A 22,543-nucleotide genomic window follows, 5' to 3' on the forward strand; every position below is an offset into this window, starting at 1 on the left:
ATGGCAAAAATTAAAGTACAGCAAGTAAAAAGCAGCATTAAAAAGCCTCAGAACCAGAAAAGGACATTAGAGGCTTTAGGGCTGGGCAGGATTGGAAAGGTGGCCGAACACGAAGGTTCACCCAGTATCCTTGGAATGATTGAAAAAGTAAAACACCTGGTTTCAGTAGTTGAAGCCTAAAATAAAGGTAGTATGGATTTAGGGAGTTTAAAACCGGCAAAAGGCGCGGTTCACAAAGCAGGAAAGACCGTAGGTCGCGGGCAGGGATCCGGGAAAGGCGGAACTGCAACCCGTGGGCACAAAGGAGCCAAATCGCGTTCAGGATACTCTAAGAAAATAGGGTTTGAAGGAGGGCAAATGCCATTGCAGCGGCGTGTTCCCAAGTTTGGTTTTACCAATATCAACAGGACTGAATACAGGGGGATCAATCTGGATACCCTTCAGGAACTTGTAGATAATGGCAGCCTGAAGAAGGAGGTTACTGTTGAAAATCTGGTAGCCCTGCGCCTGGCACATAAAAATGATTTAGTTAAAATAATGGGACGCGGTGAGTTAAAAGCGTCTTTAAAAGTGAGCGCTCATAAGTTTACAGCCTCTGCCAAAGCCGCTATCGAAGCTGCCGGAGGAGAAGCGATAAGTTTATAAGCCAAGCCGTTATGAAGAAATTTTTTGAGATCATAACAAATATCTGGAAGATAGAGGAACTCAGGTCCAGAATCCTGATCACCCTCGGTCTGTTGCTGGTATACCGCTTTGGTGCCCAGGTTGTACTACCCGGAATTGATACCTCGCAGCTGGCTGAATTATCCTCCAACACGGAGCAGGGTATTTTGGGAATCCTCAATGCGTTTACCGGAGGGGCTTTTGCAAATGCCTCCGTTTTCGCACTGGGAATTATGCCTTATATCTCCGCTTCCATTGTTGTACAGCTAATGGGAATTGCCGTTCCTTATTTACAAAAGCTGGACAAGGAAGGCGAAAGCGGGCGGAAGACCAAAAATCAGATTACAAGATGGCTCACCATCGCGATCTGTATTGTACAGGCTCCTGCCTATTTGTATAGTCTGGGTGCCCTGGGTGTTCCGGATTCCGCATTTTTGCTCGGAAAAGGTCTCAATTTCATTATACCCTCTGTGATCATCCTGGTAACGGGCTGTGTTTTTGCCATGTGGTTGGGAGAAAAGATTACGGACAAAGGTATCGGTAACGGGATTTCCCTTCTGATTATGATAGGGATCATCGCAACCATGCCTCAGGCCTTTGTACAGGAGGCCGCCTCGCGTTTAAACGGAAATGGAGGGCCTATGCTGATTCTGGTGGAATTAATTCTATGGTTTGTAGTGATTCTGGCCAGTGTTCTGCTGGTGATGGCTACAAGACGTATTCCGGTTCAGTATGCCAGGCGGACCGCTTCCGGCGGATATGAAAAGAATGTGATGGGCTCCCGTCAGTATATTCCCCTGAAGCTGAATGCCTCCGGGGTAATGCCTATCATCTTTGCTCAGGCGATCATGTTTGCACCAGGGCTACTGGGCAGTACATTTAATGATACAGCCGTGGGCCAGTGGATGGAAGTTCAGTTTCAGGATATTTTCGGACTGGCTTACAACATATTGTTTGCCGTGCTGATCATCATCTTTACGTATTTCTATACGGCCATTACGGTTCCGACCAACAAGATGGCAGATGACCTGAAACGCAGCGGTGGCTTTATCCCAGGGATACGACCCGGGAAGGAAACGGGAGATTTCCTTGACAGGATTATGTCTCTGATAACGCTTCCTGGTTCCATTTTTCTGGCGTTCCTTGCAGTTTTCCCCGCTATTGTGGTGAAACTCATGGATATTCAGGCCAACTGGGCACTCTTCTTTGGAGGTACTTCCCTACTGATTATGGTAGGGGTCGCCATAGATACGGTTCAACAGGTTAATTCCTATTTGCTGAATCGTCATTACGACGGATTGATGAAAACAGGTAAAAACAGAAAAGTAGCATAATATATGGCCAAGCAAGCTCCTATAGAACAGGACGGATCCATAATAGAAGCCTTATCCAATGCAATGTTTCGCGTTGAACTGGAGAACGGCCATGTGGTAACGGCGCATATTTCCGGAAAGATGCGTATGCACTATATCAAATTGCTTCCGGGAGACAAGGTTAAATTGGAAATGAGTCCATATGACCTTACCAAGGCAAGAATAACATACAGATACTAAGAAACTGCATCAGATGAAAGTAAGAGCATCCATAAAAAAGAGAAGTGCCGATTGCAAAATTGTAAGACGCAAGGGCAGACTTTACGTAATCAACAAAAAGAATCCAAGATTTAAACAAAGACAAGGGTAGTTATGGCAAGAATCGCAGGGGTAGATATACCAAAACAAAAAAGAGGCGTCATAGCCCTTACTTACATCTTTGGTGTGGGGAAAAGCCGGGCTAAGGAAATCCTTGAGAAAGCCAAGGTTAGCGAAGACACGAAAGTATCGGATTGGTCTGATGACGAAATTGGACGTATCCGGGAAGCGGTTTCTTCCTATACCATTGAGGGAGAGCTCCGTTCCGAAACATCGTTGAATATCAAACGGCTGATGGATATCGGATGTTACCGTGGCATTCGTCACCGTTCCGGACTTCCACTTCGGGGACAGCGGACCAAGAACAATTCACGTACCCGTAAAGGAAAGCGTAAAACTGTGGCTAACAAGAAAAAGGCTACCAAATAATTTTAGTAAAGCCAAATGTGCCTGAATTACAGGCTCAGAGCAGCACTACTAATGACTAGATTCTAAAAGAATGGCAAAGACAGCTTCAAAAACGACAAAAACAACCAAAAAGCGGAAGGTATCGGTAGAATCTACCGGAGAAGCTCATATAACAGCTTCTTTCAACAATATCATTATCTCCCTGACGAATAAGAAAGGGGATGTGATTTCCTGGGCCTCCGCTGGTAAGATGGGCTTCAGAGGTTCTAAGAAGAACACGCCTTACGCTGCACAGGTGGCTGCTGAGGAATGTGCCAAAACGGCTCATGAAGCAGGCCTGAGGAAGGTTAAAGTTTATGTGAAAGGTCCTGGAAACGGCAGGGAATCTGCTATCAGAACAATTCACAACTCTGGTATTGAGGTTACAGAGATTATCGACGTAACTCCACTACCACACAATGGCTGCCGACCACCCAAACGGCGACGAGTTTAAGTATTCAATTAATTAATTTTTCACTGAAAGGGTAGTTACGGTTATCGAAGGATTCGCCTTAATTCATAATCACTCTTTCTAATTTAAAGAAGATGGCAAGATACACAGGACCAAAGTCTAAAATAGCCCGCAAATTCGGCGAGGCGATTTTCGGAGACGACAAAGCATTTGAAAAAAAGAATTACCCTCCCGGGCAACATGGAAACAACCGCCGGAGGGGAAAAAAGTCTGAATATGCTATTCAGCTGGAGGAAAAGCAAAAGGCCAAGTACACCTATGGTATTCTGGAGCGACAGTTCCGGAATCTTTTCGCTCAGGCCAACCGTAGCAAAGGGGTAACCGGGGAAGTATTACTACAGCTTTGCGAATCACGCTTAGACAATGTAGTTTACAGAATGGGAATTGCCCCGTCCAGAAGTGCTGCTCGTCAGCTGGTTTCCCACAGGCACATCACCGTAAATGGCAGTTTGGTAAACATTCCTTCATACAGCCTGAAAGCAGGGGATGTTGTTGGGGTGCGTGAGAAATCAAAATCACTGCAGAGCATCGAAGAATCTCTTTCATCCAATAGCAGCGTATACGAATGGATCAGCTGGAATGCAGACAAGAAGGAAGGAACTTTTGTCGCAGTACCGGAAAGGCTGCAGATTCCTGAGAACATCAAGGAACAATTAATTGTCGAGTTATACTCTAAATAAAACAACACAGATCCGATTATGGCATTATTTAATTTTCAGAAGCCCGATAAAGTAATAATGATCGATTCCACCGATTTCGAAGGAAAGTTCGAATTTCGGCCCTTGGAACCAGGTTATGGTCTTACTGTCGGGAATGCACTCAGAAGGGTTTTGCTGGCTTCTTTGGAAGGTTTTGCGATTACCTCAGTGCGGATTGACAAGGTGGAACACGAGTTTTCGGTGATCGAAGGTGTTGTGGAAGATGTAACCGAAATAATCCTTAATCTGAAACAGATTCGTTTCAAGCGTCAGATTGACGATGTAAACGAAGAAACGGTTTCCATTTCAGTTGGTGGGAAAGATCAGCTCACCGCAGGAGATTTCCAGAAGTTTATATCCGGTTTTCAGGTATTGAATCCGGACCTGGTTATCTGCAACATGGATCCCAAGGTGAATATCAATATGGAGATCATTATTGAGAAAGGCCGGGGATATGTTCCTGCTGAAGAGAATAAGAAATCCAATGCTCCTCTGGGAAGCATCGCAGTAGATTCCATTTTCACCCCGGTGAGAAATGTAAAATACAGCATTGAGAATTACCGGGTAGAGCAAAAGACCGATTATGAGAAATTGGTTTTTGAAATCGCTACCGATGGATCTATCCATCCAAAGGACGCTTTAACTGAAGCGGCTAAAGTGCTTATACACCACTTTATGTTGTTCTCCGATGAGCGAATTACCCTGGAGGCGGATGAAATTGCGCAGACAGAGACCTATGATGAGGAATCTCTGCATATGAGGCAGTTGCTCAAAACGAAGCTGGTAGATATGGACCTGTCCGTACGAGCCCTGAACTGCCTTAAGGCAGCAGAAGTAGATACGCTGGGAGACCTGGTTTCCTTTAACAAGAACGACCTGATGAAATTCAGGAATTTTGGAAAAAAATCCCTTACGGAGCTGGAAGAGCTTGTAATCAACAAGGGCCTGAATTTCGGGATGGATTTGTCAAAATATAAACTGGATAAAGACTAAGCATAAGGCTCAGGATTGGAAATCAATGCATAGCCAAATTATAAGAGAACGATGAGACACGGAAAGAAAGTCAACAATCTGGGAAGAAAAACGGCACACAGGAAAGCCATGATGGCTAATATGGCCTGCTCCCTGATAGAACATAAACGTATCAACACTACAGTAGCCAAGGCAAAAGCCCTGAAGCAATTCATTGAGCCACTGATCACTAAATCCAAGGCTGAGAACAATCAGACAGCGGAGAAAGGAACCCACAACCGCAGGATCGCATTTAAAAACCTGCGTTCCAAAGAGGCTGTAACGGAGCTTTTCAGTTCTGTTGCTGAGAAGGTTGCGGATCGTCCGGGGGGATATACAAGGATTATTAAGCTTGGAAACCGCCTGGGGGATAATGCAGACATGGCGATGATCGAACTGGTAGACTTCAATGAGTTGTACAACGCAGGGAAGCCATCTAAGAAAAGCACCCGAAGAAGCCGACGCTCCAAGTCTAAAGCAGAACCGGCAAAAGCAGTTGAAACGGCCGCACCAGAAGCGGAAGCCAAGCCTGCAACTGAGGCGAAAAAGGAAGCGGCTGCTGAAGAACAGAAAGCTCCTGAAAAGGAAGCTCCAAAAGCTGAGGCACCGAAGGAAGCGAAACCTAAGGCAGAATCTAAAGACAAAGATGAAGATGCCAAAGAATAGGCTACAGTTTTTTAAAAGTTATAAACAAGAAAAGGATAGTCCTGAATGGCTATCCTTTTTTTTATGTTAATTTGTTATGAATCCTAAAACAGTAATGTATTTATGAAGTATCTGGCTAAACGTAAGGCGCTGATATTACTTGCAGACGGAACTATTTTTTATGGAAAATCCGTTGGAGATCAGGCGGGTACAGCCTTTGGGGAGGTTTGTTTCAATACCGGGATGACCGGATATCAGGAAATTTTTACGGACCCGTCCTATTATGGTCAATTAATGGTAACGACCAATGCACATATCGGTAATTACGGTGCTAAATCAGCAGAATCTGAATCCGACGGAGTTAAAATCTCCGGACTGATTTGTAAAAATTTCAGCTATGAATACAGCCGATACGATGCGGATTACAGCCTGCAGGAATTTTTAAATGCCAATAAACTATTTGCTATCTCGGATGTCGATACCCGTGCCCTGGTAAGTTATATACGCGATAACGGAGCCATGAATGCGGTAATTTCTACCCGTGTGGATGAGCTGGATGCCCTTAAGAAGGAACTGGCAGAAGTTCCCGGAATGGAAGGCCTTGAACTGGCTTCCAGGGTGTCCACAAAAGAACCCTATTTTGTGGGGGACCCTGAAGCTGATCTTAAAATTGCGGCGCTGGATATCGGGATCAAAAAAAATATTCTTAGAAACCTGGCCAAAAGGGGAGCGTATATTCAGGTTTTTCCGCATAATACCTCTTTTGAGCAGATGCAGGCCTGGAACCCGGATGGCTATTTTATCTCCAATGGCCCCGGTGATCCTGAACCTTTAAAGGAAGCTGTTGAAACCGCCCGGAATATTATTGCTACGGATAAGCCTCTCTTTGGGATATGCCTGGGGCATCAGGTAATTGCCCTGGCCAATGGGGTAAGCACCTACAAGATGCACCACGGACACAGGGGTATTAACCACCCGGTAATCAACCTGCTGAGCGGGAAAGGCGAAATTACTTCCCAAAATCATGGATTTGCCATTAACAGGGAAGAAACAGAGGCCCACCCAGAGCTCGAAATTACTCATTTACACCTCAATGATCAGACGGTGGCCGGGATTCGCATGAAAAACAAGAATGTGTTTTCGGTTCAGTATCACCCCGAAGCCAGTCCGGGGCCGCATGATGCCGAATATCTCTTCGATCAGTTTTTCGAAGCCATTCGCCAGTTTGTTCCCAAGGGGACAGAGGTCTGACAGCGGCTTTTCTGCCTGAAAAAAAAGGCCGGGAAGCTCAGCTTTTGTATCTTTAAAAATCCTAATAACTACAGATTTATATTTATGAGTATCATACTAGACATACATGCCAGACAAATACTGGATTCGAGAGGAAACCCCACTGTTGAAGTGGATGTAATCACAGAGAATGGCGTTCTGGGCAGGGCAGCAGTCCCGTCAGGGGCCTCCACCGGCGAACATGAAGCCGTGGAGTTGCGCGATGGAGGAAAGGCCTATATGGGGAAGGGAGTGAGCAAGGCTGTAGCAAACGTAAATACGACTATTGCGGATAAGGTACGCGGAATGCTGGTTTTTGATCAGAATAAGATCGACCAGGCCATGATAGCACTTGACGGTACCCCTAACAAATCAAAATTAGGAGCAAATGCCATTCTGGGCGTATCTCTGGCAGTTGCAAAGGCGGCCGCAAATGAATTGGGAATGTCTTTATATCGCTATGTGGGCGGTGTAAGCGCCAATACCCTTCCGGTACCTATGATGAATATTATTAACGGGGGTTCCCACTCGGATGCCCCTATCGCTTTTCAGGAGTTCATGGTGATGCCCATAAAGGCCAGGAATTTCACCCATGCCATGCAGATGGGGACTGAGATCTTCCACAACCTGAAGAAGGTATTGCACGACCGCAACCTGAGTACTGCAGTTGGGGATGAAGGTGGATTTGCACCTACCCTGGACGGTACCGAGGATGCCTTGGATACCATAGCAAAGGCAGTGGAAAAGGCTGGTTACAAAATGGGCGAGGAAGTGATGATTGCCCTGGATTGTGCTGCCGCCGAATTCTACGTGGACGGAAAATACGATTATACAAAATTTGAAGGGGCCTCCGGGGCTGTCAGAACATCTCAGGAACAAGCCGAATACCTGGCAGAACTTTGTTCCAAATATCCCATTATTTCGATTGAGGACGGCATGGACGAAAATGACTGGGATGGTTGGAAGATGCTTACCGAAAAGGTAGGGGACCGCGTGCAATTGGTGGGCGACGACCTGTTTGTAACCAATGTGGAACGACTTGGAAAGGGAATTGAGCAGGGAATCGCTAATTCCATCCTTATCAAGGTGAACCAGATCGGGACGCTTACCGAAACGATTTCGGCCGTGAATATGGCGAAGAATGCGGGCTATACCTCTGTGATGTCTCATCGTTCGGGAGAAACGGAAGACAATACCATTGCCGACCTGGCAGTGGCCCTGAACACCGGCCAGATAAAGACCGGATCTGCTTCCCGCTCTGACCGGATGGCAAAGTACAATCAATTGTTGCGCATAGAGGAGGAATTGGGTTCTGTAGCCTATTTCCCCGGGACAGCAGCTTTTAAGGTAGGCTCTTAATTTAGGGAAACTTTATATTTAAAAGGCCTTGTGTTTCAAGGCCTTTTTTTTATACTTACCCTTTAATACTAAAGGATGAAACGCTTCTTGTTTGTTTCTGCGGAGAACGACGCCATTCCGGCCTGCAAGGCCGGGGGCATGGGAGATGTGGTACGCGATGTTCCCAGGGAGATTGCCGCCAGAGGCGACCAGGTAGACGTGGTTGTGCCTGCTTATGGTCGTTTGCATAAAAGCGGAACGCTGTTGTCCGAATTGGAGGTTCCCCTAAGGGGCACGTCTTATAAAGTAGAAGTTTACGAAGTTCCTCCCAAAAAGGTGGTTCCCGGGATCAGGCACTTTGTTATTCACCATCCGGAAATACAGGGGGGTGATATCGCACATATCTATCACAATGACCCTGAAGAACCCTTTTATACAGATGCCATTAAATATACCATCTTCTGTACTGCCGTGGCCGAATGCCTGCGGGCAGATATCTTCAAGGGCATTCAGATAGTTCACCTTCATGACTGGCACAGCAGCATGCTGCTGGTTTTGCGAAAATTTCATCAACAGTATCAGGCTCTTCGCAAGTTGCGATTTGTTTACAGTATTCACAACCTGGCTATACAGGGAATCCGTCCTTTTGCCGATAATTACTCCTCCCTGAAAACCTGGTTTCCTCAAATGGACTATTCGCCGGATGCCCTGCTGGATATACGCTATCCGGACTGTATCAACCTGATGGCGGTGGGGATACGGTTTGCCGATGCCGTTCATACGGTTTCTCCTTCCTATATGGAGGATATCATGCAACCAAGCCGCCCCCCTGAATTTATTGGAGGAGAAGGGCTGGAATCAGATTTGCAGACGGCCTTTGAGGAAGGCAGGCTTTTTGGTATTCTCAACGGCTCTAACTATCAGAATATCCGGACTGCTGAGAAAGGATCGCTGTATGCCAATACCATCCGCGCAATTTTTGGCTGGCTGCAGGAGGAATCAAAAAAGTACAAGGCTGATTTTCTGGCCCATACGGGAGAAAAGGTGATCGAACTGCTGCTGCGCCCTCCAAAGTTCATTTGTTCCAGCGTGGCCCGTCTGACAGAACAGAAGTTTTACTTCTTTAAAAATTCTCCTGAGGTATTTAAAGCAATGCTGGATAGGCTGAAAGAAGTAGACGGTATCTTTATGCTTTTGGGAACCGGGGATCCCAATTACGAGGCCCTCTTTCGTGAAATCAGTTACGAATATCCCAATTTTATATTTACAAACGGGCAATCGGAAGACCTTATTGACTCTATGTACCTGGAGACGGACCTCTACCTGATGCCCAGCCTTTTTGAGCCCTGCGGGATCAGTCAGATGCTTTCCATGCGAAACGGCAACCCCTGTCTGGCCCATGCTACCGGCGGGCTGAAAGATACAATCGAACATATGCGCACGGGCTTCCTTTTCGGCGGGGATACCTATGCCGAAAAACTTCAGAACCTGCAGGAGGTCCTCAACCAGGCCCTGGACCTGTATTTCAATGAGCCGGAAACCTGGCAGCAAATCCGTGAAAATGCCGCCCGTATGCGCTTCACCTGGAAGAAATCTGTGGATGAATACTACGAAAAACTGTATACCGAATAAGGGTTCCTTTGGTCTTGTTGAAATGCCTGAAATAGCGGCTGCATGAATTGTTAAAACGGGAGTGTTTTCGTATTTTTACAGGACTTTCAATTAAAAAATAAATTCTACGCATGTCAGATAAAGCAAGCCTGAGCTACAAGGATAAAACCTTTGAATTTCCCGTAATAAAGGGAACAGAAAATGAATTGGCTATAGATATCAAAACCCTTCGTGCTTCTACAGGGATGATCACTATAGATCCGGGATATAAGAATACCGGTTCCTGCGAGAGCGCCATTACCTTTCTGGACGGTGAAAAAGGGATTTTGCGCTACAGGGGGTATTCCATCGAAGAGCTTGCTGAAAAGGCCGATTTCCTGGAAGTTGCCTATTTGCTGATATTCGGAGAACTTCCCAATAAGGAAGAATTGGCCAAATTTGACCACGACATCAAGGCCGAATCCCACGTAGACGAAGAAATGAAGAAAATCCTGGACGGCTTTCCCAAGTCTGCCCATCCCATGGGAGTGATTTCTTCCCTGACTTCTGCCCTGATCGCCTTTAATCCTACCTCGGTAAATGTGTCTTCTGAAAAAGACATGTACCATGCCATTGTGCGATTGCTGGCCAAGTTTCCCGTTTTGGTGGCATGGACACTCCGCAAGAAAAAGGGACTGCCTCTGGATTACGGGGACGATTCCCTGGGCTACGTTGAAAACATCCATAAGATGATGTTCAAGCGGCCCAATAAGGAGTACCAGAAAAACAAGATAGTAATAGATGCATTGGATAAGCTCCTTATCCTGCATGCAGACCATGAACAGAATTGCTCTACCTCAACGGTGCGCATAGTGGGCTCTTCCCATGCCGGGCTTTTTGCCTCCATTTCTGCTGGAATATCAGCGCTCTGGGGCCCGCTGCACGGTGGTGCCAACCAGGCTGTTCTTGAAATGCTGGAGGCCATACATGCAGACGGGGGAGACACCAAGAAATACATGAAAAAGGCCAAGGACAAAAACGACCCCTTCCGCCTGATGGGCTTTGGCCACAGAGTCTATAAAAATTTCGATCCCAGGGCCCGGATTATCAAAAAGGCGGCTGACGAAGTCCTGGGAGACCTGGGGATTGAAGATCCCATTCTGGACATTGCCAAAGGACTTGAAAAAGAAGCCCTGGAAGATGACTATTTCGTAAAACGGAAACTCTACCCGAATGTGGATTTTTATTCGGGGATTATTTACAGGGCTATGGATATTCCTGTTGAAATGTTTACCGTTATGTTCGCAATGGGAAGATTGCCGGGATGGATCGCCCAGTGGCGTGAAATGCGTCTGAAATCGGAACCAATCGGAAGACCCAGACAGGTTTATATTGGAGAAAACCATCGTCCGTTTAAGAAACTGAGTGATCGTTAAGATCAGCACAGATGATCAGAAAGGGACTGTACGCAGCCCCTTTTTTTAATTTTCCGGGTTTAATTAAAGCTTCATGATAGATTTAAACATCAAAGATGAAACCGCCCAGCTTAAAGCGGTGGTACTGGGTACAGCAGAGAGTAATGGCCCCGTACCCCGGCCTGAGGAAGCCTACGACCCGAAATCCCTGGAGCACATCCTGGCCGGCACCTATCCCAGGGAGGCCGATATGGTTCGTGAAATGGAAGCTTTCGCAGCAGTGCTGAAACGGCATGGTGTAAAAGTTTTCAGGCCTGAGGTTATTGAAGATTGTAATCAGATCTTTTCGAGGGATATAGCCTTTGTGGTAGATGATAAACTGGTGAAGGCAAACATTCTTCCGGAGCGGGAAAGGGAATTCGAGGCCATTGTACACGTTCTGGATCGTATCGATTCCGATCAAATCCTGACCCCCCCTGAAGCAGTTCATGTGGAGGGCGGGGATGTGATGCCCTGGAATGAATACCTTTTTGTGGGAACCTACTCGGCTCCTGATTATCCGGACTATATAACGGCCCGGACCAACAAAGAGGCAGTTGCCTACTTACAGGAACAATTCCCGCATCGCATTGTTAAATCTTTTGAACTTCGCAAATCCAATACAAATGCCCGTGAAAATGCACTCCACCTGGATTGCTGCTTTCAACCGGTCGGGAAAGATATGTGTATTCTGCATAAAAATGGTTTTCTCCTGGAAGAGCAATACCAATGGTTGCGGAACTATTTTGGCCCGGACAAGGTTTTTGAAATAGACAAAGAGGAAATGTACCGCATGTTCAGCAACGTTTTTTCAATTTCCCCTGAGGTGGTGGTATCGGAGCAGTCCTTTACCCGTCTGAACAACTGGTTGCGTTCCAGAGGCCTCAAAGTAGAAGAGGTGCCTTATTCTGAAATTGCCAAACAGGAAGGCTTATTGCGCTGCAGCACGCTCCCTCTTGAGCGGGTTTGACCTATTGTGCAATTTGCAGGATTGTGGGCGGGTCAGCCCCTGTCATTTTACTTTATTTCAGGGTGAAATTAGTAGTGTAAAACCTTAAGAAATACCTACATTTAACGCATTAATTTCAGGCATTAATGCAAATTACCAATACCATCTTAATGATACGTCCGGTGCAGTTCAGAATGAATGAACAAACGGCCGTAAATAATTTTTTCCAGGAAGATCTGGACCTCCGCAATTCCCAGATCAACCAGCGGGCCCAGGAAGAATTCGATGCTTTTGTGAAAATACTGCGGGAGGCCGGCGTAAACGTGATAGTGGTGGAAGATCGGCTGGAGACCGATACCCCGGATTCCATTTTCCCGAATAATTGGGTTTCCTTCCACCAGAACGGTACGGTTGCCATTTACCCCATGTATGCAGAAAACCGGAGAAAGGAGCGCCGGATGGACATCTTTGATCTTTTGGAGGAGCAGGGGTTTGAGATTAAGCAGATAATCGATTATACAGCTGCAGAAGAAGAAGGCGTCTTTTTAGAGGCTACCGGAAGTATTTTGATGGACAGGATACACCAGAAAGCGTATTGCGCCCTCTCGGACCGGGCAGATGAAGAGCTTTTCATTGAATTTTGTGAGGATTTTGAGGTCACCCCGGTGATTTTTACGGCCAACCAGTCTGTAGACGGGAAAAGATTACCTATTTACCACACTAATGTAATGATGTGCCTGGGGGAGGATTTTGCCGTGATCTGCCTGGATTCAATCGACGATAAGAAAGAACGGAAGAATGTGCTGGACCACCTGCGAATGGACGGTAAAAAAGTGGTGGATATCACAGAGGCACAAATGCACCAGTTCGCCGGAAACATGTTACAGGTTCTGGGTAAAGATGAAGAGCGCCTGCTGGTGATGAGCCAGGCGGCTTATGAATCGCTGCGCCCAGACCAACTCTCGGTATTGGAAAAAGGCTCCAGGATTGTATACAGCCCGCTCACCACTATAGAGACCTGTGGAGGCGGTAGTGCCCGATGTATGATGGCAGAAGTATTCCTGCCCCGGCAGGATTAAGTCCCCGGCTTAGTTTGTTTTAGCAATATTGCGAATCATCCCACCGAATATAAAATAATGCAGGGGCAGGATGCTGTACCAGTATAAGCGTCCTCTCAGGCCTTTAGGGCGAAAGGTAGCGTTTTGGTGCAGGACATTGTTTTCGTCTATTCTGAATTCCAGCCAGGCTTCCCCCGGTAGCCGCATCTCGGCAAAGAGTAAGAGCCGTGCTTTTTTGCGGTCTGCCAGCAATACCCTCCAGAAATCCAGGGAATCACCGGTATAAATGCGATCCGGATGGGTCCGGCCGCGTCGCAGGCCAACCCCTCCACTGAGTTTGTCCAGGAAGCCTCTAATTTTCCAGAGCCAGTTTCCGTAGTACCAGCCATTTTCTCCCCCGATTTTCCAGATGTTTTGCAGAACAGCCTCCCGGTCCTCAATTTTCATTGATTTATTATCAGTGAGCACTCCGTACTTCGGCACCTGTATATATTTTTCCAGATTTTTGCTCATCCGCCCGCTGATCATGCTGTCCTTCCAACTGCTTACTACCAGATTTTGTTCGATTTTTTTAAAGGCCATATCGATTGCCTCAGCATAGGAATGGGTTTCTATGCCAAGGAGGTCCTGCAGCTTATTATCCCGGGCGATAACTTCCATTTTCATGCTATCGACCAAATTCACAGCCAGCTTATAGGAGGTGGAGGTAACAAAATACAGCCAGTAGGAGGAAAGCTTGGGTGTCATTACCGGTACCGTAAAAATCCAGTTTTTAAATCCCCTGACCCTCGCATAGACCTGGAGCATTTCCTTGTAGGTAAGTATATCCGGCCCACCTATATCAAAGGATTGATTATAGGTGTCCGTATTGCCCAGGACCCCGGTCAGAAAACGGATTACATCCCGGATAGCTATGGGCTGGGTTTTGGTAAGCACCCATTTCGGGGTGATCATAACGGGCAGTTTTTCACAGAGATCACGGATGATTTCAAAAGAGGAACTCCCCGAACCTACAATAATACCTGCGCGCAGGACAGTTAGTGAAAAGGGACCGGTATAGAGAATGTCTTCTACATTTTTACGGGATTTTAAATGTTTGGAGAGTTTCTCCTCATTTACAATTCCAGACAGATAAATTACCTGCTCTGGGCGCACCCAATCCATGTAGGCATTGAAGTTCTCTGCAGCCAGTGCCTCCTGCTCGTCAAAATCAGAAGTGGAAGAACTCATCGAATGGATCAGGTAATAGGCAGCATCAATATCCTCCGGGATTCTGTCTCTTTCGGGCTCTTTAAGAAAATCGACTTCAACTACGCTAATTTGGGATCGGGTTTCTGCGTCAATGGAGAGGCGCTTTTCATCCCGGACAGCACAGACTATTTCGTGGCCCTCATCGAGGAGTTGCGGAAGCAATCGCATTCCGATATAACCATTGGCTCCAGTGAGTAGTATTTTCATCCTTTAAATATTGTCAGCTTATCCCGGAAGTTCGGGTTATGGTAATGGATCCTGCCTTTGGGCTGAGTAATCCGCCTTGTACCCCAGGAGTTTTACAAAGAACTTCTGAACCGCCTTGGTATCGGCCTCCACTTTGATAAAATGATGGTCCATATAGATGCTGTAAATGCCCAGATCCCCTTTATATAAAGTCAACTTGTAATACGGAATAACCAGGGCAAAAGTCTCCAGCAGGGAGCGGAACCGAACGATAATACCTTCAGGACGAAGTTCCACATTGCAGCTATTGCGATTGTTATCCAGTAACAATAAATTGTTTATTTCCACACTGGCCGCAGTAATGAAAAGTTTGGGAGACCCTATTCCCTTCATGTCCCAGCGCTTTCTGAGGGTAAAAGGTTTCCCAACCAGCTGGTCCACTTTTTGAGTGACTTCCCGGTTATTATAGGATACATTAACCAGCATAACTCTGGGTTTGGAAAATTATGCGAAATATTCCTTTCGGATCGGAAGACGCGAAGTCCTGCCTCGGTTGTGCTGTGGCTTTGCCGGAAAGCACGGTATCAGGCGAAATGTTCTTTGAGGTCATAGCTTTTTTTATAAAGGTAGCCAAAATGGCCAAAACCTTGAAATGAACCGGGTAAAAGCCGAATACGGATGAAAAATTGTAATTTTGCAGCTTCTAATTCACCTGAAATGCATTTGGAAAACCTGATAACACAAAAGGTAAAGGAAGCTGTTGAAGCCATCTACGATATCTCGCTCCAATCTGTTGAATTGCAGCCAACCCGGAAGGAGTTTGAAGGGGATATTACGGTAGTGGTTTTCCCAATGCTCAAACTCCTGAAAGGAAATCCGGCAGCAATCGGTAACGCGGTGGGTGAGTATTTGGAAAGGGAGGTTAAGGAAGTAGTGGCTTTTAATACTATCAAAGGATTTTTAAACCTGGTAATCAGCGACACCTATTATCTCAATTTCTTTAACGGGATCCGGACAGACCAATCGTATGGATATGTCAGCGGGGGGCAGAATGAGGCCATTATGGTGGAATATTCCTCGCCAAATACCAATAAACCTTTGCATCTGGGTCATATACGGAACAATTTACTGGGGTATTCGGTAGCTGAAATCCTGAAAGCGGCCGGGAAAAAAGTATATAAAACCCAGATAATCAATGACAGGGGCATCCATATTTGTAAGAGCATGCTTGCCTGGAAGCGATTTGGAAAGGGGGAAACCCCCGAGAGTAGTGGTCTTAAAGGCGATAAGCTGGTCGGAAATTATTATGTTGCATTTGACCGTGCCTACAAGGATGAAATGCTGGAGCTGAAATCCAGGGGGATGTCTGAAGAAGAGGCCGCAAGGGAAGCACCTATTTTAAAAGAAGCACAGGAATTGCTGAGGAGATGGGAAGCGGCTGATCCGCAAGTGGTTGCGCTCTGGAATATGATGAATGGCTGGGTATATGACGGCTTTGAAACAACCTACAAAAACCTGGGGGTAGATTTTGACCGGCTGTATTACGAAAGCAATACTTATTTGCTGGGAAAAGATGTTGTAGCGGAAGGCCTGGAAAAAGGAATCTTCTACAAAAAGGAAGACGGGAGTGTTTGGATAGACCTTACTGATGAAGGGCTGGATGAAAAGATTGTTTTGCGTTCTGACGGTACTGCCGTATATATGACACAGGATATCGGCACAGCCATACAGCGGGTAAAGGATTATCCGGATATAACCGGGATGGTTTACACTGTGGGGAATGAACAGGATTACCATTTTAAAGTGCTCTTCCTGATTTTAAAGAAATTGGGGTATTCCTGGGCTGAAAACCTGTATCACCTCAGTTATGGGATGGTGGATTTACCCAGCGGGAAAATGAAGAGCCGCGAAGGAACAGTGGTGGATGCCGATGACCTGATGGAAGAAATGTCCGAAACAGCCGGGAGCATAGCCGCCGAACTGGGAAAACTGGAAGGGTATACGGAGGCTGAGAAAAAAGAATTGTATCATATGATTGGGATGGGTGCACTGAAGTACTACATTCTGAAAGTAGATCCCAAAAAACGAATCTTGTTCAACCCGGAAGAATCCGTGGATTTTCAGGGAAATACTGGCCCTTTTATACAGTACACCTACGCGCGTATCCAATCCATACTTCGAAAGGCAGATTTTGACTTTAATACAAACGTATTAGCAGAAGAAATTGAAGGCCTGCAGGATAAGGAAAAGCAGTTATTAAAGGATCTCGAAGCATTCCCACAACTTATCCAGGCTGCCGCAGCGCAATACAGCCCGGCCCTGATTGCAAATTATACATATGATCTGGTTAAAGACTTCAATTCTTTTTACCAGCAGGTTCCAATCCTTGCGGAGCCGGATACCCGCCTGAGGAACTTCAGGACCCAGCTCTCTAAAAAAGTTGGGGAGGTTATCGCTTCTGCAGTAGGCTTACTGGGGATACAGGTTCCTGAGCGCATGTAAAAAAAAGCTTCCCATTACGGGAAGCTTTTCTCTTTTCATAGCAATTGTAAGTTCAGGCTTAAGCCTTGTCGGACGATTTTACAGCCAGGTTGTAAATAACCAGTCCGAAACCAATCTTGTTTACCGCATCTCCGATGTTGTAGATTACGTCCATGTCCAGACCACTGAAAATTCCTTCATACCATCCTGGAGTTCCGGCCATATATCCGATCGGATAGATTGCCCACCCTACCAGTACAAACCAGCACAGCGTTTTGTGAGCACTCAGTACAGCACCACCTGCAGATTCTGCAAGCTTTTTGGCAGATCCCAGCCAGATATCGTAAACGATAGCGAAGTAGGCGATTCCGGAAACCAATCCCCACAACCAGGCCTGGTCGCGATTTACGGCTTCTCCGAAGTAACCCGTTACAAGCATTACCACTGAGAGGAAAATAAGACGCCACATCAGGGAACGCTTGGCTCCGGCCACTTTAAGAATCAGGAAGAATTCCACGCACATTAGCGGTACGGTAAGAACCCAGTCCACATACCTGAAAAAGGTAGGTGATTCTTCAAAAGAGGCCCAGTAATCGCGCATGTACCAGTAGTGTACGGCAGCGATAAAAGTAATCAACCCTGAGACCAGGATAGAAGTTCTCCACTTCCTGTCAAAGGAGTTCATGGATAGGAAGAAGAATGCCGAGGCAGCCATCATGGCCATACAGCCAACGAAGAAGGTAAACCCGACATAATCGTCAGTAGCTATCTTCGCCACCCACGAGAAATTAGTTAAAAGCTCCATAATAATTAGTTTTATTTGATTTGTCTAAGTAAATTTAAATAATGTTAAACAGATTTTGTTTAAAAAAATCATAAAATATTTAAACAATCATAAAATAGTATGTTGAGGATTGCAGATTTAAGAAATGGGATGATCGTTTTGACCTTTTTCTTCTTGTGGGTCTCCATTTTTTTTAGTGACCAGGTAGAGGAGTGGCTGGCCTTTATCCTCATTTTTAGCTTTGGTATTGTACACGGAGCCAATGACATACATATCCTCAGAAGTGAAAAAGGCAGCCGGCGGCTCCTCCCTCCCTATGGAATAATACTGCTGTATATCGGTTTTGTCTTGATATGCGCCCTGTTGTTTTACATCCTTCCTATAGCAGCACTCTTATTTTTTATTCTTTTTAGTGCTTACCACTTCGGGGAACAGCACTGGATCGATCGCCCACTTCGCAAGGGACCGCTTCGCAAACTGACTTTTTTCAGCTACGGGATGGTGGTTCTCAATACACTTTTTATGGCCCATTCCGAACAGGTCACCCAGGTAATTAATGAGATTGCGAATTACCAGCTATCGGGGCAGCTATTCGGATGGGTGGCACTTTTGTTCCTGGGCCTCTTTCTTATCGCGCTGCTTTTTAGTATTGAATGGAAAAAACTTTTGAAATTTTTGCCCTTTGAGTTGTTTCTGCTGGCAGTGTTTTTTATTGTTTTTCACACCGCTTCCCTGATTTGGGCCTTTGCCATCTATTTTATCCTCTGGCATTCCATCCCTTCCCTGGCAGACCAGATCAAAAAGCTATATGGGAAAATAAACCTGAACGCAGCACTAAAGTATTTAAGGACCTCAGCTATCTATTGGGTTGCTGCGCTGGTCACCCTTGCTGCAGCCTTCCTGTATTTCAGGGATAGTGAATCGGAGTTTTTGCCCTTGTTTTTTTCTTTCCTTGCGGCCATCACCTTTCCACACGTGTTGGTTATTTCCAGGTTGTATCAGGACTAAAAACGGATACGGAAACTCAGATTGGGGGTCAGTCCAAGTGAGATGTTCTCAACCCGCTCAATTTCGTCCTGATCGTTCAGGCGGAAGTAGGTATCCAGGATATTTTTTCGACCACTCAGGTTTAAAACAGAAGCCCCGGCATTTGCCTGTATGCCTTCTGAAAGCCTGAAGCTGTAAACAAGGGAGGCGTCCATCCGGAGGTAATCCGGCAGGCGACTACTATTGGGCGGCTGGAAATTTATCCGTGCGGGGACGGCTGTGGAATTGATATCGTTTGGGGCAGGCTGTGGCTCGGTAAAGGGTTTGCCGGTACGGTAATTCAGGCCAACCGCAATTTTAAAATTATCATAGGTGTAATTCGAGCCCAGCGTCAGGGTGTGCCGAATGTCCAGGTTATTGGGGAACGTGGCAGGTTGCAAGGCTTCAAAAGTATAATTATTCTGATTAAAGGCATAACTGATCCAGTTGCTCCATTGTTCGCTTTTGTAGTTGAGCAGGGCCTCTATCCCATTAACGCGATAACGCCCAATTTCTCCGCTGAACTGATTTTCATTCTGAAACCCCTGTGTATCTGTACTAATCCCGTCAACCTCCTTGTAAAAAACTTCAAGGCCAGCCAACCAATGGCCTTTGTCAAAATGCAGTCCGGCGGAAACCTGTTTGCTTTTGGCAACCGGAAGGGAACTTCCATCCGCCAATACCCACCGCCTTTTCTCAATACCCAGAAAGTTTTGTTCCAGATCAATAATCTGATGCGTGGCCTGGTTTTTCAATTCCCCGAGCACCTCCAGCCGGAAGGCATCTGAAATGGCATACCCCAAACTCAAGCGTGGCTCCAGGTATACTTCATCGAAATTCCCAGGGTTTTGCAGGTAATTTAACCTCAGCCCTGCGGTACCCAATAATTTTTTACCGGGGCCGTTGTATTGCCATTCCGTAAATGCGGCATGGGTGTACAAGAGGTTCTTGATACTACTTTCAAAAAACGGAAGGTTTACCCGAGTGGTATTGGTGATACCCGTTTCAAAAAACTGATACCCGGCAAGCCATCTTAACTGATTGTTGAAACGATAGCTCAATTCTGTTTTCAGGGCATTTTCGTTTACCTGGTTCAATTGAAAAAGCGCCTGCCCGCTGCTCTCAGAAAACACATCGGAGTCTAATTCGTATTCGGTATGGTAGATCAATATCCGGGTGCTGAGGTCCTGGCTCCAGTTGCTGCTGAGCCTGGCACCAAAACTGAGATTGGTCTGATCCAGATTCGAACGATTTTCGCTGTCATCGGCCGAGAGGATTTCGGAATAGGTCAGGTCATTGGTAACACTCTGAAAGTTCAGTCTTAGTTTGTGGCGATCCCCCAGGTCGTACAATACTTTCCCGCTAAAGTCATAGAAATAAAAATTCTCATCCCTGCTCGCTATGCGATCCGTATTGACGCTTCCCGGACCACTTATTTCTGTATCCTGGAAGGCACGGTCAAAAAATTCAGAATAGGTAGGAGTATTTAAAAAATCGGTGACGGATCTTCGGGCAGAAAATTGAAAAGCCAGACGATCGCTTAGTGGAATATGGGCATACAGATCTCCTCCGATCAGGTTAATACCTGCCCCACCGTAATAATTCCTCTGTACTTCGTCATAGGTCTGCATGCGGATAATTCCGCTCAACCCTCCTCCATACCGTGCGCTGGATCCGTTTTTTATGATGCTTACTTCTTCTGTCAAATAAGGATTAAACGCGGAGATGAGCCCAAAGAAATGGCCAGACTGGTACATTTGTATTCCATCCCATAACAAGAGGTTCTGGTCATTGGTACCGCCGCGGATATTGATATTAGATACCGTTTCATCTATGCTCTTGATTCCCGGAAGGGCTTGAATGGTTTGAAGCACATCCGGCTCGGTCAGGCCGGGTAAAAGGCCAAAATCTCCCGGTTTCATCAGAATACTCCCGTCCGATTGTTTGGATAGCCCGGAAGTTAAATACTTATAGACAATAACTTCGTCCAGCTGCTGGTACAGTACCGACAGCATCAAAGTGGTGCAGGGATTATTCCTGAGCAGGCGGTCTGCTGTTATATACAGTGTTTTATAACCGAGGTATCGAATCTTTAAGGTGGCCTTTCTGGGAATTTCTTTTAGGGAAAAAGAGCCATCTGAAGCGGTTGTTACGGCTATACTGCTGCCCATAACTTCAACTGTGGCCCCCGGAATGCTGTTATTCTCAAAATTATCCAGGACCGTTGCGCATATATCCACAGTTGTGGATTTGGAGATCGTATAGTACCGATTATTTAATTGCCGGATGAGCAGTTGGGTTTGTTGGCGAAGTTCCTCTAATATCTGCTCCAGCGGTCCGGAGGCATCCAGATATACCAATATCCCTTCAAGGTCTTCATCTGCGTAAGAGAATTTGACCTCGTATCGCTCTTCCAGAAGTTGGATCAGAGGGACCAGTTCCCGGGCACCACTATCGGAGGCATCCTGCCCCCGCATTGCCAGGAAGCTGCTAATTATGAGGATCAGCCAAAGGCTGCGAACCTTAGGGAGTGTTTTTGGCATATAAAAGCACTTTGTTCCCATTTATACTATATTCCAGTTGTAATGGGGCACTTATACTTTGTAACGCCAAATTCAAATTTGTGTTGCTGAACGTACCGGTAAAAACCTCCTGCAGGTCAACGTTTTTGGTTATCACCTTTATATTGTATTGCCTTTCCAATTCACCCAGCACATAAGACAGCGGCATACTTTGGAAACTGCTTTCCTCATTAATCCAGCTTGGAGCGGTTGCAGCCAGCTGATCAGATTGCTCTGCTCGCCCGTTCACAAAACGATAGCTGCTGCCTGCAGGCAGTTCTATGTTTTTATCCAAATGATCTACCCTTACCAGGCCTTCATAGCATCGAACTATAAAGATATCATCTCGCTGGACCACATTGAATTGTGTACCGAGTACCGTAACATCTCCCTGCCTGGTCTGCACCGTAAATTTCTTTCCTTTGGCAACCTTAAAATAAGCTTCCCCTTCCAATCGCACATTTCGGTTTTCATCCCATTTCTTTTCGCTGAAAGAAAGGCTGGAACCTGCATTGAGGATTACCTCGGATGCATCCGGGAGCTGAACTTCAGTCCTTTGGGCATAATCCGTTTGAATCCTTTCGGAAAGTGAATTGATATAGAAATAAGGTACTGCAATCAGCACTATCACAGCCGCTGCAATTTTAAGCCAGTATCCGGGTGTCCGCATTCGGATGACTTTGGAAGAGCCGGAAGCTCTTTTCGCCCTGAGTTCATTCAGCGCCTTTTCAGAGTCAAATTCCGGAGCCTGCAGCCGGGCTGAAGCCCTTGCAATCAGCTCATAGGTGCTAAAAGCTTCCGACTTGCGGAATTCTTCCAGCTCCGCTTCGGAAAGCTCGTTATTCAACCATTTTGCTAAGTAATTTTCCTTCATGGCTTTTGCCTTTACCCCTATAAAACAATCCAATTAATAAAAACCCTACCGTTTATCGATAATTTTTTTTGCAAAGGGTACTGTAAAGATATCAAAATGAACTTTCCGATGGTTCAGCAGATCGGGATTTCGGGGGACTAGCCGGGCATTCTCTA

Annotated in this window: 22 protein-coding genes and 1 pseudogene; 18 read left to right on the top strand and 5 right to left on the bottom strand. The window is 46.1% G+C overall.

Translation table 11 applies throughout. The features are described from left to right. From rpmD to ctlX, 16 genes and pseudogenes are all read left to right on the top strand, one after another. Positions 1 to 180 carry a 50S ribosomal protein L30 gene (gene rpmD, locus ACT6NV_RS09855; protein ID WP_445381457.1) on the top strand — a complete coding sequence of 60 codons (180 nt, stop codon included), beginning with the start codon at positions 1 to 3 and terminating at the stop codon, positions 178 to 180. Positions 181 to 192: 12 nt separating this feature from the next. Further along, positions 193 to 645 carry a 50S ribosomal protein L15 gene (gene rplO, locus ACT6NV_RS09860; protein WP_445381458.1) on the top strand — a complete coding sequence of 151 codons (453 nt, stop codon included), beginning with the start codon at positions 193 to 195 and terminating at the stop codon, positions 643 to 645. Positions 646 to 656: 11 nt separating this feature from the next. After that, positions 657 to 1,997 carry a preprotein translocase subunit SecY gene (gene secY, locus ACT6NV_RS09865; protein WP_445381459.1) on the top strand — a complete coding sequence of 447 codons (1,341 nt, stop codon included), beginning with the start codon at positions 657 to 659 and terminating at the stop codon, positions 1,995 to 1,997. A gap of 3 nt (positions 1,998 to 2,000) precedes the next feature. After that, on the top strand, positions 2,001 to 2,216 hold the full coding sequence (gene infA / locus ACT6NV_RS09870) for a translation initiation factor IF-1 (protein ID WP_015753973.1): 216 nt from the start codon (positions 2,001 to 2,003) through the stop codon (positions 2,214 to 2,216). A 13-nt stretch (positions 2,217 to 2,229) separates the two neighbouring features. Next, entirely contained in the window at positions 2,230 to 2,346 is a 117-nt protein-coding gene (gene ykgO / locus ACT6NV_RS09875; protein ID WP_010519235.1) for a type B 50S ribosomal protein L36, read from the top strand. Between the two features lie 2 nt (positions 2,347 to 2,348). Beyond that, complete coding sequence (gene rpsM, locus ACT6NV_RS09880; RefSeq protein WP_445381460.1) at positions 2,349 to 2,723, top strand: 30S ribosomal protein S13; 375 nt, start codon at positions 2,349 to 2,351, stop codon at positions 2,721 to 2,723. Positions 2,724 to 2,793: 70 nt separating this feature from the next. Continuing rightward, complete coding sequence (gene rpsK, locus ACT6NV_RS09885) at positions 2,794 to 3,195, top strand: 30S ribosomal protein S11 (RefSeq protein ID WP_445384291.1); 402 nt, start codon at positions 2,794 to 2,796, stop codon at positions 3,193 to 3,195. Positions 3,196 to 3,287: 92 nt separating this feature from the next. Next, positions 3,288 to 3,893 carry a 30S ribosomal protein S4 gene (gene rpsD, locus ACT6NV_RS09890; RefSeq protein WP_445384292.1) on the top strand — a complete coding sequence of 202 codons (606 nt, stop codon included), beginning with the start codon at positions 3,288 to 3,290 and terminating at the stop codon, positions 3,891 to 3,893. Between the two features lie 18 nt (positions 3,894 to 3,911). Then, a complete protein-coding gene (locus ACT6NV_RS09895; protein WP_445384293.1) occupies positions 3,912 to 4,904 on the top strand; it encodes a DNA-directed RNA polymerase subunit alpha in 993 nt (330 codons plus the stop codon). Positions 4,905 to 4,955: 51 nt separating this feature from the next. Beyond that, positions 4,956 to 5,444: pseudogene (gene rplQ / locus ACT6NV_RS09900) on the top strand (50S ribosomal protein L17); the annotation flags it as partial. A 246-nt stretch (positions 5,445 to 5,690) separates the two neighbouring features. Next, entirely contained in the window at positions 5,691 to 6,818 is a 1,128-nt protein-coding gene (gene carA / locus ACT6NV_RS09905; protein ID WP_445384294.1) for a glutamine-hydrolyzing carbamoyl-phosphate synthase small subunit, read from the top strand. Between the two features lie 84 nt (positions 6,819 to 6,902). After that, positions 6,903 to 8,195 carry a phosphopyruvate hydratase gene (gene eno, locus ACT6NV_RS09910; protein WP_445384295.1) on the top strand — a complete coding sequence of 431 codons (1,293 nt, stop codon included), beginning with the start codon at positions 6,903 to 6,905 and terminating at the stop codon, positions 8,193 to 8,195. Between the two features lie 75 nt (positions 8,196 to 8,270). Then, a complete protein-coding gene (locus tag ACT6NV_RS09915) occupies positions 8,271 to 9,806 on the top strand; it encodes a glycogen synthase (protein ID WP_445384296.1) in 1,536 nt (511 codons plus the stop codon). A 110-nt stretch (positions 9,807 to 9,916) separates the two neighbouring features. After that, on the top strand, positions 9,917 to 11,200 hold the full coding sequence (locus ACT6NV_RS09920) for a citrate synthase (RefSeq protein ID WP_445384297.1): 1,284 nt from the start codon (positions 9,917 to 9,919) through the stop codon (positions 11,198 to 11,200). 73 nt (positions 11,201 to 11,273) lie between these two features. Continuing rightward, the gene (locus tag ACT6NV_RS09925; RefSeq protein WP_445384298.1) at positions 11,274 to 12,188 is read left to right on the top strand and encodes a dimethylarginine dimethylaminohydrolase family protein; all 915 of its coding nucleotides are present in this window, start codon (positions 11,274 to 11,276) and stop codon (positions 12,186 to 12,188) included. 125 nt (positions 12,189 to 12,313) lie between these two features. Beyond that, entirely contained in the window at positions 12,314 to 13,246 is a 933-nt protein-coding gene (gene ctlX, locus ACT6NV_RS09930; RefSeq protein WP_445384299.1) for a citrulline utilization hydrolase CtlX, read from the top strand. Positions 13,247 to 13,255: 9 nt separating this feature from the next. Here ctlX and ACT6NV_RS09935 read toward each other — a convergent pair whose 3' ends face one another. Continuing rightward, positions 13,256 to 14,683: an SDR family oxidoreductase gene (locus tag ACT6NV_RS09935; RefSeq protein ID WP_445384300.1), complete on the bottom strand. Its 1,428-nt coding sequence runs from the start codon at positions 14,681 to 14,683 to the stop codon at positions 13,256 to 13,258. Positions 14,684 to 14,719: 36 nt separating this feature from the next. Beyond that, complete coding sequence (locus tag ACT6NV_RS09940) at positions 14,720 to 15,148, bottom strand: hypothetical protein (protein ID WP_445384301.1); 429 nt, start codon at positions 15,146 to 15,148, stop codon at positions 14,720 to 14,722. Positions 15,149 to 15,379: 231 nt separating this feature from the next. On the opposite strand from ACT6NV_RS09940, the gene argS reads away from it, so the two are divergent. Further along, positions 15,380 to 17,164 carry an arginine--tRNA ligase gene (argS, locus tag ACT6NV_RS09945; protein ID WP_445386686.1) on the top strand — a complete coding sequence of 595 codons (1,785 nt, stop codon included), beginning with the start codon at positions 15,380 to 15,382 and terminating at the stop codon, positions 17,162 to 17,164. A gap of 58 nt (positions 17,165 to 17,222) precedes the next feature. On the opposite strand, the gene ACT6NV_RS09950 is transcribed toward argS, so the two are convergent. Next, a complete protein-coding gene (locus ACT6NV_RS09950; protein ID WP_445384302.1) occupies positions 17,223 to 17,948 on the bottom strand; it encodes a bacteriorhodopsin-like in 726 nt (241 codons plus the stop codon). Positions 17,949 to 18,047: 99 nt separating this feature from the next. Here ACT6NV_RS09950 and ACT6NV_RS09955 point away from each other — a divergent pair, with 99 nt between their 5' ends. Continuing rightward, complete coding sequence (locus ACT6NV_RS09955; RefSeq protein WP_445384303.1) at positions 18,048 to 18,935, top strand: Brp/Blh family beta-carotene 15,15'-dioxygenase; 888 nt, start codon at positions 18,048 to 18,050, stop codon at positions 18,933 to 18,935. Here the strand turns inward: ACT6NV_RS09955 and ACT6NV_RS09960 are convergent. Then, entirely contained in the window at positions 18,932 to 21,496 is a 2,565-nt protein-coding gene (locus ACT6NV_RS09960; RefSeq protein ID WP_445384304.1) for a TonB-dependent receptor, read from the bottom strand. The two genes, ACT6NV_RS09955 and ACT6NV_RS09960, sit on opposite strands and share 4 nt — an antisense overlap. Further along, positions 21,477 to 22,388 carry a FecR family protein gene (locus ACT6NV_RS09965; protein ID WP_445384305.1) on the bottom strand — a complete coding sequence of 304 codons (912 nt, stop codon included), beginning with the start codon at positions 22,386 to 22,388 and terminating at the stop codon, positions 21,477 to 21,479. Before ACT6NV_RS09965 ends, ACT6NV_RS09960 begins: the two co-directional genes overlap by 20 nt. Positions 22,389 to 22,543: the final 155 nt, after the last annotated feature.

The organism is Robiginitalea insularis (assembly GCF_052497835.1).

Coding starts and splice junctions, on each gene's coding strand:
- rpmD (WP_445381457.1), top strand. CDS start 1: ATGGCAAAAATTAAAGTACAGCAAGTAAAAAGCAGCATTAAAAAGCCT.
- rplO (WP_445381458.1), top strand. CDS start 193: ATGGATTTAGGGAGTTTAAAACCGGCAAAAGGCGCGGTTCACAAAGCA.
- secY (WP_445381459.1), top strand. CDS start 657: ATGAAGAAATTTTTTGAGATCATAACAAATATCTGGAAGATAGAGGAA.
- infA (WP_015753973.1), top strand. CDS start 2,001: ATGGCCAAGCAAGCTCCTATAGAACAGGACGGATCCATAATAGAAGCC.
- ykgO (WP_010519235.1), top strand. CDS start 2,230: ATGAAAGTAAGAGCATCCATAAAAAAGAGAAGTGCCGATTGCAAAATT.
- rpsM (WP_445381460.1), top strand. CDS start 2,349: ATGGCAAGAATCGCAGGGGTAGATATACCAAAACAAAAAAGAGGCGTC.
- rpsK (WP_445384291.1), top strand. CDS start 2,794: ATGGCAAAGACAGCTTCAAAAACGACAAAAACAACCAAAAAGCGGAAG.
- rpsD (WP_445384292.1), top strand. CDS start 3,288: ATGGCAAGATACACAGGACCAAAGTCTAAAATAGCCCGCAAATTCGGC.
- ACT6NV_RS09895 (WP_445384293.1), top strand. CDS start 3,912: ATGGCATTATTTAATTTTCAGAAGCCCGATAAAGTAATAATGATCGAT.
- carA (WP_445384294.1), top strand. CDS start 5,691: ATGAAGTATCTGGCTAAACGTAAGGCGCTGATATTACTTGCAGACGGA.
- eno (WP_445384295.1), top strand. CDS start 6,903: ATGAGTATCATACTAGACATACATGCCAGACAAATACTGGATTCGAGA.
- ACT6NV_RS09915 (WP_445384296.1), top strand. CDS start 8,271: ATGAAACGCTTCTTGTTTGTTTCTGCGGAGAACGACGCCATTCCGGCC.
- ACT6NV_RS09920 (WP_445384297.1), top strand. CDS start 9,917: ATGTCAGATAAAGCAAGCCTGAGCTACAAGGATAAAACCTTTGAATTT.
- ACT6NV_RS09925 (WP_445384298.1), top strand. CDS start 11,274: ATGATAGATTTAAACATCAAAGATGAAACCGCCCAGCTTAAAGCGGTG.
- ctlX (WP_445384299.1), top strand. CDS start 12,314: ATGCAAATTACCAATACCATCTTAATGATACGTCCGGTGCAGTTCAGA.
- ACT6NV_RS09935 (WP_445384300.1), bottom strand. CDS start 14,683: ATGAAAATACTACTCACTGGAGCCAATGGTTATATCGGAATGCGATTG.
- ACT6NV_RS09940 (WP_445384301.1), bottom strand. CDS start 15,148: ATGCTGGTTAATGTATCCTATAATAACCGGGAAGTCACTCAAAAAGTG.
- argS (WP_445386686.1), top strand. CDS start 15,380: ATGCATTTGGAAAACCTGATAACACAAAAGGTAAAGGAAGCTGTTGAA.
- ACT6NV_RS09950 (WP_445384302.1), bottom strand. CDS start 17,948: ATGGAGCTTTTAACTAATTTCTCGTGGGTGGCGAAGATAGCTACTGAC.
- ACT6NV_RS09955 (WP_445384303.1), top strand. CDS start 18,048: ATGTTGAGGATTGCAGATTTAAGAAATGGGATGATCGTTTTGACCTTT.
- ACT6NV_RS09960 (WP_445384304.1), bottom strand. CDS start 21,496: ATGCCAAAAACACTCCCTAAGGTTCGCAGCCTTTGGCTGATCCTCATA.
- ACT6NV_RS09965 (WP_445384305.1), bottom strand. CDS start 22,388: ATGAAGGAAAATTACTTAGCAAAATGGTTGAATAACGAGCTTTCCGAA.